At 42.4% G+C, this 12,796-nt stretch carries 9 protein-coding genes and 1 other annotated feature; of the genes, 5 read left to right on the top strand and 4 right to left on the bottom strand.

Features of this window, described 5'->3' with window-relative positions; all coding sequences use genetic code 11:
* Window positions 1–41 precede the first annotated feature (41 nt).
* The 3 genes from AABI08_RS04990 to AABI08_RS04980 all read right to left on the bottom strand — a co-directional run bounded on the left by AABI08_RS04990 (window position 42) and on the right by AABI08_RS04980 (window position 3,157).
* Entirely contained in the window at window positions 42–1,379 is a 1,338-nt protein-coding gene (locus AABI08_RS04990) for a M20/M25/M40 family metallo-hydrolase (protein ID WP_338343989.1), read from the bottom strand.
* Window positions 1,380–1,441: 62 nt separating this feature from the next.
* Entirely contained in the window at window positions 1,442–2,281 is an 840-nt protein-coding gene (locus AABI08_RS04985) for a MetQ/NlpA family ABC transporter substrate-binding protein (RefSeq protein WP_338343990.1), read from the bottom strand.
* A gap of 36 nt (window positions 2,282–2,317) precedes the next feature.
* Window positions 2,318–3,157, bottom strand: a complete 840-nt coding sequence (locus tag AABI08_RS04980; RefSeq protein WP_168779069.1) for a MetQ/NlpA family ABC transporter substrate-binding protein — start codon at window positions 3,155–3,157, stop codon at window positions 2,318–2,320.
* 85 nt (window positions 3,158–3,242) lie between these two features.
* Window positions 3,243–3,505, bottom strand: a binding site (T-box leader).
* Window positions 3,506–3,741: 236 nt separating this feature from the next.
* On the opposite strand from AABI08_RS04980, the gene AABI08_RS04975 reads away from it, so the two are divergent.
* The 3 genes from AABI08_RS04975 to AABI08_RS04965 all read left to right on the top strand — a co-directional run bounded on the left by AABI08_RS04975 (window position 3,742) and on the right by AABI08_RS04965 (window position 6,521).
* Complete coding sequence (locus AABI08_RS04975; RefSeq protein WP_338343991.1) at window positions 3,742–4,230, top strand: P-loop NTPase family protein; 489 nt, start codon at window positions 3,742–3,744, stop codon at window positions 4,228–4,230.
* Between the two features lie 82 nt (window positions 4,231–4,312).
* Window positions 4,313–5,200, top strand: coding sequence for a LysR family transcriptional regulator (locus tag AABI08_RS04970; RefSeq protein ID WP_338343992.1), 888 nt, complete (start codon window positions 4,313–4,315; stop codon window positions 5,198–5,200).
* 133 nt (window positions 5,201–5,333) lie between these two features.
* Window positions 5,334–6,521, top strand: coding sequence for an MFS transporter (locus AABI08_RS04965; protein WP_338343993.1), 1,188 nt, complete (start codon window positions 5,334–5,336; stop codon window positions 6,519–6,521).
* A 71-nt stretch (window positions 6,522–6,592) separates the two neighbouring features.
* Here AABI08_RS04965 and AABI08_RS04960 read toward each other — a convergent pair whose 3' ends face one another.
* Window positions 6,593–8,014, bottom strand: coding sequence for a cryptochrome/photolyase family protein (locus AABI08_RS04960; protein ID WP_338343994.1), 1,422 nt, complete (start codon window positions 8,012–8,014; stop codon window positions 6,593–6,595).
* Between the two features lie 429 nt (window positions 8,015–8,443).
* Here AABI08_RS04960 and AABI08_RS04955 point away from each other — a divergent pair, with 429 nt between their 5' ends.
* Window positions 8,444–9,703, top strand: coding sequence for a hypothetical protein (locus AABI08_RS04955; protein WP_338343995.1), 1,260 nt, complete (start codon window positions 8,444–8,446; stop codon window positions 9,701–9,703).
* A 414-nt stretch (window positions 9,704–10,117) separates the two neighbouring features.
* Entirely contained in the window at window positions 10,118–12,796 is a 2,679-nt protein-coding gene (locus AABI08_RS04950; protein ID WP_338344383.1) for a cation-translocating P-type ATPase, read from the top strand.

The following is a 12,796-nucleotide window of genomic DNA, read 5'->3' as shown; positions in this document are numbered from 1 at the left end:
GATAAATTCTGGTGCTTGCGCACTTTCCTTTCTGTTTGCTACTAGTGATTAGCATAGCTACCAATGATTAGTTTAACAAACTTTATGTTGTCTTCGTAATCAGTCAGGCGAATGTTCTCATTTGGAGCATGGTCTAAGGCGCCTTGGTAGCCGACACCCAAAGAAATAATGGGGGCCTTGATAGCATTGTTGACATAGGCCATTGGGCCGGTTCCTGGTGAGGTTGGGGAAACTACTGGTTCACCAGGGTAAAAGTCTTTGGCCAGGTCGATGACTTTTTTGATTTCAGGATCCGACATATCTGACCGGTAGCCTGGTTGGCCAAGGGTCTTTGTGACTGTCAAATCAGCAAAGCCCTGGTCGGCCAAAAAGTCTTGGATTTGCTTTAAGGTCTTGTCTGGATCCATACCAGGTACCAGTCGGGCTTCTAACTTCGCGGTTGCTTCTGCTGGCAGTACTGTCTTGACACCCTGATCTTCGTAGCCAGAGGAGATACCCTCAATATTAATACTTGGTTCAAAGTAAAGGGCTTCCTTCCAATCGTCACCACGCTTGTCGGTTAGCAGTGGGGCAGTGATTTGGTGACCCTTGATAAACTCCTCCTTGGTACCGGGCAAAGCGGCAACCAGGTCCTTTTCTCGTTGGTTAGGGGTAACGACATCCTCATAAAAATCTGGGACTTGAATGCGACCCGTCTTTGGGTCAAAGAGGGTGGCTAACCCTTGGCTCAAACGCCAAGCGGCAGAATCAACAACAGTTGCTAATGAGGAATGGAGGTCGATGCCAGCTGTCTTGGCCGTTACATCGAAGGTCACGATGCCCTTATTACCACCGCCGAGTTCGATTTGGCCCTGGTCGTCTTTATTACCGGACTCCCAGATGATTAAATCAGCTTTTAATTCTGGATGCTTAGCTAAGTAGTCATCCAAGTGTTGTGAGGCGGTTTCCTCAGAACCTTCAATTAAGAAGGTAATGTTGACAGGTAATTGGCCATCGTTTTCGTCTAAATATTCGGCTAAGGCCGTGAAGCGGGCCGTGATATTGCCCTTATCGTCATCAACACCGCGACCAATCAGATGACCATCCTTTTCAGTTAACGTCCAGGGGTCTTGGTCCCAAAGGTTAAATGGCTCTGCTGGTTGCACGTCGTAGTGGTTGTAGATAATGAGGTTCTTGGCACCGGCTTGGTTACTGTTAAAGTGCGCAATGACCAGTGGAGCAAAGTAGCTATCATCGATTTCGACTTGGCCACCAAGCTTTTCTAATGCTTGACCTAGAAGGGCAGCAGTTTCGGGTAGCTTTTCGTGCTTTGCTGAAACACTGGGGAGGGCAATCAGTTCTTTTAAGAACGTGAGGTATTCTTCTTTACGATTTGACATAGGTAATTTTCCTTTCGTGGTGATGATTAGATATGTACGCGGGACAAGCCCGCATGGTTGAATTACTTCTTGTAATCCCAAACAGTGATTTCGGCACCGTCGTAGTTCTTCTTAACCAATTCCTTGGTCTTAGCAGTTTGGATAGACTTCACAACATCCTTGTAAATCTTCTTATCCTTGTCAGACTTGTTAGCTGCAACGAAGTTGAAGAATTGAGTGGTGTTCTTGTTCAAACCTTCAACATAGATGGCAGAGTTGAAGTCGATTCCTGCTGATTTAGCAAAGTTTGTGTTGATAACAGCACCGGCAAACTTAGGATCCTTCAATGAAGTTGCAGTTTGTGAGGCATCAACAGGCACAATCTTCAAGTTCTTAGGGTTTGAAGTGATGTCGTTTGGTGTGGCCTTGTTTGTATCCTTCACCTTAATCAAACCAGCTTCGGCCAAGAGGTGGATACCGCGGTTTTCGTTAGTAACATCGTTGGCAACGGCAATTTGGCTACCATCAGGGATGTCCTTGATTGACTTGTACTTGTCTGAGTAAACACGCAATGGCGTTGTCCAAGTGTCACCGATTGAAACGATGTCTGTCTTATTAGCCTTGTTCCAGTTTTCCAAGAATGGGTAGTTTTGGAAGGCGTTCAAGTCGATGTCGTGGTTGCTCAAGGCCTTGTTTGGCTGTGAGTAGTCAGAGAACTTAACGGTCTTCAAAGTAATACCGTACTTATCCTTGGCAGTCTTGGCTGCTTCTGACCAGATTTGGTCTTCTGATTTGTCGCCGTTCATGACACCAATCTTAACCACTTTGTCATCTTGGCTACCGTGGTTGAAGAAGCTGAAGTAACCAATGCCAACAATGGCTGCGGCGGCTACAATTCCAATAATCGTCTTTTTTGCACTCATAATATCTTTCTCTCTTTCCTATGTTATCCAATAACTTTAATTAAATTGCTTGTCCCAAGCGGCGACTTCTGATTCACCATACTTTTCCTTGATCAACTGCTTGGTCTTGTTTGTTTGGTAAGCCTTGACGACGTCTTGGTAAATCTTCTTGTTCTTGTTCTTCTTTTGGGCAACGATGATGTTGACCCACTGGTGTGAATCCTTGTTCAAAGGTTCCACGAAGATGGCATCTTGGTACTTTAGGCCAGCTGACTGTGCATAATTACCATTGATGACGGCCCCCTGAACATCTGGAAGGTTACGAGCGGTTTGATCGGCTGAAACTTCCTTAATCTTCAAATTCTTTGGATTTGAAGTGATGTCCTTCGTTGTTGCCAGCGTCAATCCTGATTTCAACTCAATTAATCCAGCGTACTTCAAGAGGTAAAGGGCCCGACTTTCGTTTGATGGGTCATTTGGAACGACGATGGTGTCGCCGTCTTTAAAGTCGCTAACATTCTTGTATGAGTTGGAATATAGGCGGATTGGGCTAATGGCCGTTTCACCAATTGAGGTTAATTCGTTGCCGTTCTTTTTGTTATAGGCATCCAGGAAGGCGTAGTGCTGGAAAGAGTTCAAATCAATGTCGCCGTTTTGCAAAGCCTTGTTTGGCTGTGAGTAATCGGAGAACTGCTTGAACTTAATTGTCACACCGTACTTATCCTTGGCCGTTTGAGCAACACTCTTCCAAATATCATCGTCATCTTTGTTCGCTGACATAATGCCGACTGTCACCGTTTTATTACTACTTGTACCGTGATTACCAAAGCTGACGTAAGCTAGTGCTGCGACAGCAACAACTGCGATACCGGAAATCAACCAACCTTTTTTTGACATTTTCTTGTTATTATCTCCTTTTTATCCTTGTATCTTTATTTTAATTTTAGCAACAAAAAAAGCCACTTCTATCTTTAAGATTTAAGACAGAAGCGACTTTCGCGTTACCATTCTGAGTTTTTGCCCAAAGTTACCTCTAGGCTGCTCACTAACCATCGGGCCCCGGGGAATGATCCTAGCCGAATGGTGTGCCCAAGTAACGAGGGCCAATCCGTCAACTACTAACGGTAAACCGAGTCGTAGTTGCCAATCACAGGTCATTTTCAAAAGCTTCTTTACCTTACCTTGCACCAACCGGTAAGTCTCTAGGCTAAAGTTACTTTTTACTTTCCTGATCAACTTGTTTGATATGATGTGTCTATATTACAAGATGTTAGCTTCCTTGTCAACAAAAATGATAAAAATTTTAATAAAAGTGCTAAATCAGGCTTTGTTTAGAACTGTTATATCAAAGATATTACTGATTTCGTTGAAACAATTATGTTGAAATTTCGGTGTTTTATTCGGGCCGGCGTAGCATTTGAATGTGGCTGTTGATTTATTGATATAGTAGTAGCAATGAGATGATGGCGGGGGAAACATAAATGGGAAATCTAATCGTGATTCGAGGGAATTCGGGTAGTGGCAAAACGGTTACTGCGAACGCTTTACATGAACAACTTGGTGAAAATAATTTATTAATTCCGCAGGATTATGTCCGGCGGACAATGTTACGAGTGAAAGATACACCCAAAAATCTATCAATTGATCTGATCAAAGAGATGACTTTGTTTGGGATTAAAAATTGTCGGTATACAATTATCGAAGGGATTCTCCCAGCTTCAAAATATGGCCAAATGCTGTCCGAAATGATTGACCAGGCTGACCAAAGCTTTATCTATTATTATGATTTGCCATTTGAGGAAACTGTTAAACGACATCAAGAAAAAATGAACCCTGGTTTTGATGAAGTTGATTTAGCAAAGTGGTTTCGACCCCATGATTTATTACAGATTACAGGTGAAAGGGTCATTGACCCGAGCCTTGGCCAAGAAGCAGTTGTTCGAAAAATCATGGGTGATTTAGCTCATTAAGGGTATGTTAGGTTACTCGAATTTAGTGCTGATTAAAGGAATTATCCTATATGACTATCGATGAATTCTGAAGGAGTGACGGATGGAAATTCGCTTATTACAATATTTTTTAAAGGTAGCGGAGACACAAAACATTACCCAGGCCGCTACTGATTTACATATCACGCAACCAACGTTAAGCCGGCAAATTCATGCTTTTGAGGAGCGCTTGCAGACTAATTTGTTTATCCGTGATAATAAAAAGCTGACGTTGACTGATTCGGGCCGATTTTTGAAGGCCAAGGCGGAAGAACTGGTTGCTTTGGACCAGAAAACCGAGCAAGAATTTGCGACCTATCAGGATCGGGAACTAACTGGCAAAGTCACCATCGGGTGTATTGAGTCGGATAACTCAACTTTTTTGGCCAAAATTATGAAGACTATGCGAAAAAAGCATGACCAGGTGACCTTTGAGCTCTACAGTGGCAATGGAAATGATTTGGTGGATAAGCTTGAGAAGGGGCTGCTTGATTTGGCCTTTATGGTCGGCCCTTTGACCCTCGACCAGGCTGATTTTAACGTGGTCAAACTCCCTGGTACGGAAGCTTTGGGGATCGTGGTCGCCTCGCAGAGTTCACTAGCCGATAAAAAGTTTGTGACGGCCCCCGAGCTCTTGCCTTTACCAATCATTGGGGCCAAGCGGGTTGCCGTGCAAGAAAGTTTTTATCAGTGGGGCCAGTTTGATCCCGAGAAAATGAATATTATTGGCATGTACAATTTGCTCTTTAATGTCTTGCCACTGGTTCGAGAAGGGGTTGGCGTCGCTTTGGCCATTGAGGGGGCCAGCAATGAAAATACGGATGGGACAAAGTTTATTCCTTTAGAACCGCGATTGGAAAGTGACCGAATGCTGGTTTGGAAGAAGGATCGCATTTTAAATCCAACTGCTCAGGAATTTATTCAATTGGTTAAAAATGCCTCTAAAGCATGAAAATAAGCTTAATAAGTATTATACGTATATCATTTTTGGGGTTAAGATAAGAATATACGAAAGAAGCAAGGCATGCTCTGGTCGCGTTAGCGACCTTTTTTGTGCGATTTTATAGAATGTGAGGAACTGATTTTTGAAAAGAAGAGTTTATTTGTTAGCCGGACTCGGCATCATTTTAATTGGTGCTGACTTGCGTTTGCCAATTACGATTTTGCCACCAATTTTGCCTCAATTACATACCATTTTAGGTTTGCCAACCAGCGTGAGTGGTTGGTTGACCACGATTCCGGTTTTGATGTTTGCTTTAGTATCACCAGCCATCGGGAAGTGGGGCGTGCGTGCTGGTAATCCGCAAGTCTTATTCTATTCGCTGTTATTATTAACGGTTGGAGTAATTATTCGGGCCGTTACAAATCCGATTTTGCTCTTTGTGGGAATGGTTTTGATTGGTATTGGTCTGTCCGGTGGGAACGTTTTGTTGCCAAGTATCATTCAAGAGTATTTTCCAAAGCAAAGTGCTTTATTAACAGGGATTTACCCAGCAATGATGACGCTTTTTTCCGGCATCGGGACAGCAACGGTTGTACCAATTTTAAAGGCAACAAATTTGTCTACGACTATGACTATTTTTGCCGTCTTAGCGGTCTTGACGTTAATCGTGTGGGGGAGTGCGTTTAAGCAGTTACCACAAACTAACCACCAGCTGGAGAGTGAAGAAGAAGCCGAAGGTGATTTTTCGGTCAAAAATTATCGCGTGACCTGGTTGATTACGCTGTTTTTTGGAATTCAATCATTATTGGCTTATTCATTAATGACTTGGATGCCAAAATATTGGATTGATCACGGCTTTGTGGCAACAACAGCCGGCGTCTTGGCTACTTTTTTCCAAATTTTTGGGATTCCAATGGCCATTGTGACACCAATGATTGCCAAGCGGAAGCCAGGAATGATTGGGATGGCGCTGTTTAGTGCCACTGCCGTTTCAGTTGCCACTTTTGGGATGCTTTTCCCTGCGCATAGCTTTTTCTTGAACGCCCTTTGGTCAGCTCTGTCTGGGATGGGAACAGCGGCTGCCTTTACCTTAAGCATTGTCTTTTTCCAACAGAAGACGGTTCACTTTGAACAAACGGCTGAATTATCTGGAACTGCCCAGTCAGTTGGTTACTTGTTGGCCGCAATCGGTCCAATTGCCTCTGGCTATTTGATTAACTTGTTCCATTCTTGGGACATGATTTTCACGATTTACTTGATTTTGTCGATTTCTTTGGGCTTCTTAGGATTCGGGATTATCTTTAGTAAAAAGATTGGTGCAGAGCGCTAAGTTGATTTTTTATAGTAATTGATTGAACGAAAAAAAGAAAAAGGAACTTGGATGCAAGTTCCTTTTTCTTTTTATGCGTTTAAATTTTTATAACTAGCGATTGCTCGTTTGCGAGCGAGAGCATGGTCCACGATTGGCTTGGGATAATCTTTTCCAAGGATTACCTGGTATTGTTGCTGGTCGGCTTCGCTCAAGCGGTCGATATGGTGAATTTTATCGGCTGGCAAATCAGCGAGAGCGGGGATGTATTGTTTGATGAATTTGGCATCCGGATCAAATTTTTCGGCCTGGGTGAACGGATTGAAAATTCGAAAGTAGGGGACGCTGTCCGTTCCGGTTGAGGCAGCCCATTGCCAACCGCCAATGTTGCTAGCAGGGTCATAATCGACTAGTTTTTCTTGGAAATATTGCTCGCCCCATGTCCAATTAATCAGCAAGTCCTTGGTCAAAAAGGAGGCGACAATCATTCGTAAGCGGTTATGGAGCCAACCAGTTTGGTTTAATTGCTGCATGGCCGCATCGATAATTGGAAAGCCGGTCGTACCGTTTTTCCAGGCGTTAAATTGGGATTCGTTGTTAATCCAGGGGATGGTTTGGAACTTTGTGTTGATAGCCTGGTCCTTTTGATTGGGGTAAATGGTGTAAATCATATTATAAAAGTCGCGCCAGCAGAGTTCCTTGATAAAAGTCTCTTTGCCCAGACTAGCGGGTTGGCGGCTGACCGCATCGTAAACCGTTCGGATGGAAATTTCACCGGTTCTTAAATACCGTGATAAATGGCTGGTACCATCCAGGGCCGGAATATCCCGGTTTTGGTCGTAGTCGGCTAATTTATTAGAGACGAAGTCCTCTAAAGTGTTGACCGCTTGCTGCTCACCAAGACTGTCCTGGTAGGCGTAGCTGTGGTTGGGATTGATTAATTTTTTTAGGTCATCAATGTGATCCTCAAACGGCTCTGCTACCTGCTTATCCTGAATTTCAGTGCTGGTTAGACTGGGCAAGGGTTGGTCTTTTTGAACGGATAACCACTTTTTATAGTAAGGAGTAAAAATTTGATAGGCGCTTCCGTCTTGTTTTTTGATTGAAGAGGCGCTGGTCAAGGTAAAGTCCAAAAAGGGATGGGCAACGATACCGAGTTCTTGTGAGAGGTGACGGATGGTTTGTTGGTCCCTTTTGCGACCGTAACCACGCTCATCGAAATTGAGGTAAATGTCGCTGACCGAAGGAACTTTTGTTTTGATTTCTGTAACGACATCGATTACTGGGCCAGTTTGGATTAAGAGAGTGATATTGTTTTTGGCAAGGGTCTCTTTAAAATGTAAGACACTGGCAAAGAAGGCGCTCTGGTTGACGCTTGCATTATTTTGGATTTGTTTTGGGTCAATGATAAAAATGAAGATGACCTGGTCGCTCTTTTGCATAGCGGCATGCAGTGCCCGATTGTCGGTCAGTCGCAGATCCCTGCGAAACCACATAATACTTGCTTTTGTCATTTATTTTCCTTATTAGATGATTGCTTTTGCATTACCGAGTGTAGAAATGAAAAATCAGCGGTGTGAACTATGCTTTGATTGTTTCGCTTAATTGGACGAGAAAAATCCGTTTTTAGACCATAAATTTGCGTTCAAGCGAACGCTTGGCTGATTTGTAATTATTTCCTATTTTATCCTACTTGGAAGTATTGAAAAAATCTAAATAAACAGTAAATTAGTGAAAGGGTATAAATTTGATTAATGGTGAAAAGATGAGTATTGAGTACTTTGTGTACAAATAATTTTGAATAAACCAAATATTGAATCTATTTTAATTGAAAATAGCGAATTATAAATTCTAAACATTAAAAGTTAAGTAACTATGTTATATTATTATCAATATAGGGGAGTGGATAAGGTAGAATTTAGTAATTTGAGGTTATGAGGAATATGAATCCAATTTTTGAACACGTTTATCATAAAAATGATGATAGTAGTACCACTGCTGAAGAGATAAGAACTCTGTTAAATCATGTAGTGCCAATTAATGATGGTAGCGAAAGTGAAAAAGAATTTATTGGTGAAATTATATCTAATTTTTCTTTGGAAGAGCCAATTAAAATTGATGGTTCACACCAAGCAATTACTGACTTTTTAAGTCAGGAAATTAATAAATTTGATGCTATTTTAGGGGTATCGGATTTAGTTAATTTAGATTTTCCGATTGAATCAGGTATGGCTAAATTTGTCCCTACTCGATACTTAAAATTTGATATTCTTGGCGAAGATTCGAATAGAGTAGGAAATAAAAATATCCGATCGATTTATCGAGCAAAACAAATGTTTTTAGACTACTTTTATAGTATTGATAAATTCACTGATTTTGCTTTATCATATGACTTTAAATTTTTGGTTTTGAATGACTTTAAATCTTTGAATGAAAATCAAGATATTCTTAATAGGAAGGCTAAATTTCGTTTTATTGAAGCAAATGGAGAAACATATTTTAGATCGTTAGTTAGTCAGGGAAGATATAAAACATTTGATAATTCCATTGTTTTTTATATAGTCTTAAGTAAAATATCTGAGTTTTCTAAAAATCATAATTTAGAATTTGATTTAAATTATATGTATATGACTGATTCAAAATTGGAACTGACCTTTATGGAAACAACATCTCATTTAATTGATGATTCTATTTCTATTCAGACGGGTATCAATGTTACGAACAGTGAATTAGGTGACGGTGCTGCTGTATTCAATTTTGTTTATAAGATTATTAATAACAAAAATCAAAATATTATGCTGCAAAGAGATGTGTTGGCAAAAATTAATCATGGACATGCTCCCCATACAATAAGTCGTGAATTGGAGCAAATAGATGATTTCATTTCTAATAGAGAAGAATTAATAAAGATGTTAGAAAACATCGATTGGAAGAAAAATATAGAGGAAAGTTCTGCTGAGTACGCTCTAATTTTCACTAGGATTCAAGGGCTTCAAAGGAGTCGCTCCCTTCCTAAGGATGCTAAGACAAAGTTGTTAAATGCTATTGATTCAAAATCTATTGCAAATAAAGTTATAAATTTATTGCAAATTTTTGGTATGTTATCTAAAAGTGTTGAGGATGAAAGTCGTGAGGTTCAACGTGTCGTAGAAGATAGGTTAAATAAGTTGATTGTTGAAATTAGTCATCGAAACTTCAACTAATTTGATTTTATATGCGTATGCAATACAAAAATAGTATTTATACGCCCTAAATACTAATTAGTTTATTTGGTCAGATAAAAAATATTTAGCAAAATTGAATTTATTGTTAGAATGTAATTGAATGCAATTCTAATTTTTTGAATTCATTTAGAAATGTTAAAAATCACTATACAGGTGTAAAAATTCTGTTATACTAAAGACATAATAAAATTTCTGAGGGAGTAACTGACGAAATGTTCGTGGCTGATAACCGTCAAAGCAAAACAGTAATGTTTTATATCGTGCAAGCTTTATTGCACCGGCTCAGCCTTAAACAGTGAGACTCATACCATAACGCTTTTTTGCGTTTGGTATGGGTCTTTTTCTTTTACCCAGACCAGATAAAAAAGAGAGTAGTAAGAAAAGGAGAGAATTGTGGCAAAACAACCGTATCAAATTGATGTCACTGATTTGACCAGCGAGCTCAAGACAAATGCGCAAACTGGTTTAACCGAAGAACAAGTCCAAGAACGATTAGCAAAGGATGGGCCCAACGCCCTGGTTGCTAAGAAAAAGCGCAGTCTTTTTCAAAAGTTTGTCGATCAATTTAAGGACTTGATGATTGGTATCCTGTTGGCTGCCGCCTTAGTGGCCGCCTTTACGGGTGAAACGACCGATGCCATCTTTATTTTGGCTATCGTGATTATTAACGCAGTTTTCGGTGTCTTCCAAGAAAGCAAGGCCGAGGGGGCCATCGAAGCCTTGAAGGCTTTGGCAACACCAAAGGCTAGAGTTGTGCGTGCTGGTCGCGACCAGGAAGTACTTGCTCCTGATTTGGTCGTGGGGGACCTCGTTTATCTGGAAGCCGGGGACGTTGTGCCCGCTGATTTGCGTTTGGTGTCTGTCGCTAACTTACAGGTGGAAGAATCAACTTTGACCGGTGAATCAGTGCCGGTGGAAAAGACCGATGCCGTCTTAACCGGTGACAACTTGCCGTTAGGTGACCAAGCAAACTTGGCCTTTATGAACGCCAATGTGACTTATGGAAAAGCCACTGGTATTGTGATTGCAACCGGAATGCAGACTCAAGTTGGTCAGATTGCGGAATCACTGCAGTCAACGGATGAAACCAAGTCACCATTGCAGGAAAACTTGGCACAATTGGGCCGGATTTTGACTTACCTAATCTTGGCGATTGCAACCTTGACCTTCGTGGTTGGTTACTTTACCCAGGATGCCAAAGTGATTGACTTGATTTTGACTTCGATTTCCTTGGCCGTGGCTGCAATTCCTGAAGGGTTGCCAGCCATCGTGACGGTTACTTTGGCCTTGGGAACAGCCCGGATGGCCAAGAAGGCCGCCTTAGTTCGGAAGTTGCCCGCCGTTGAAACCTTGGGATCAACGGATATCATTGGTTCCGATAAGACTGGAACTTTGACCCAAAACAAGATGACTGTTGAAAAGTTGGTCTTGGATGGGGAAATCGTTGATTTGAAGGCCGAAAATCCTTTTGAAGCCGACCAGGTGAACCTTGATTTGCTGAAGTTGGCCGACTTGCTGGCCTTAAATAACGATACAAAGGAAATCGATGATGGCTTGGTGGGTGATCCAACCGAAACTGCCTTGATTGCCTTTAATCAGAAGTACCGTCCGGCTTATAAGGACACGCTTGCTCAAATGCCACGTGTCAGTGAAATTCCGTTCGACTCCGAACGAAAGCTGATGACAACAATTCACCCGGTTGCAAACGGTTTTGAAGCAACGGTTAAGGGAGCGCCAGATTCAATCTTGGCTCGCGTAAGCCAGGTCTTAGACCACGGTAAAATCAGGCCCGTGACCGATGCTGATTTGGCCCAGTACCAAGACATTAATGCTCAATTAGCTGATCAGGCCCTCCGTGTCTTGGCCTTTGCTTACAAGGATTTGGCAGCTGTGCCAGACAATCCACAAGCCGATGATGTGGAAAAGGACTTAATCTTGGTTGGCTTAATCGCCATGATTGATCCGGAACGTCCTGAAGTTAAGGGCGCCGTTGCCGAAGCCAAGAAGGCCGGTATCCAACCAATTATGATTACTGGTGACCACCCCAAGACAGCCGCTGCGATTGCCGGTCGGTTGGGCATCCTAACGGATGAAGATGACCGCACCAAGGCCGTGATGACGGGTGCGGAATTGGATGAAATGCCGGAAGAAGACTTCCAAGATCGGGTTAAGGATGTTCGTGTCTATGCCCGAGTGGCACCAGCCCACAAGGTCAAGATTGTTCAAGCCTGGCAAGGTAAGGGCAAGGTCGTCGCTATGACCGGAGACGGTGTGAACGATGCGCCAGCCTTGAAAACCGCCGATATCGGGGTGGCCATGGGAATTACCGGAACGGAAGTTTCTAAGGAAGCGGCCGACATGGTTTTGGCCGATGATAACTTCTCAACAATTGTGGCGGCCGTGAAGGAAGGTCGTAAGGTCTTTGCCAATATTCAAAAGGCTTTGCAGTACCTGCTGGCATCAAACTTAGCCGAAGTGATTGCCATCTTTATGATGACGTTGCTTGATTGGGAAGTGCTGGCGCCCGTCATGATTTTGTGGATCAACTTGGTAACGGATACGTTGCCAGCAATCGCATTGGGATTGGAGCCAGCCCAGAAGGGCGTCATGTCACAGAAGCCTCGTGGTAAAACCGCTAACTTCTTGTCTGGTGGTGTCGGTCCGGCCATTATTTGGCAGGGAACGATGCAAGCCATTCTTGTTTTGGCGGTTTACGGGATTGCCTTGGCCTTCCCAGAACACCAAGGATCAGAATTGATTCATGGGGATGCCTTAACGATGGCCTTTATGACCTTAGGGTTGATGCAGATGTTTAATGCGATTAACGTTAAGAGCGTTTACCAATCAGAGTTGGGTCCACAGGCCTTTGCCAACAAGTTCTTCAACTGGGCCTTGGTCTTCTCACTCTTTGCCATGATGGCCGTTGTCTTCATCAAGCCATTGAACCCAATCTTCCACGTGACTTACCTTGATAGTCACCAGTGGTTGACGGTTGTCCTAGCAGCTTTCTCTATCATTGTGATTGTCGAACTGGTAAAATGGGTGCAACGACAATTTTTCAATAAAGGATAA

The organism is Fructobacillus evanidus, from assembly GCF_963580165.1.
GTDB classification, from domain to species: domain Bacteria; phylum Bacillota; class Bacilli; order Lactobacillales; family Lactobacillaceae; genus Fructobacillus; species Fructobacillus evanidus.
The sequence above is the reverse complement of the archived record's forward strand: the minus strand, read 5'-3'. Positions and strand labels throughout refer to the sequence as shown.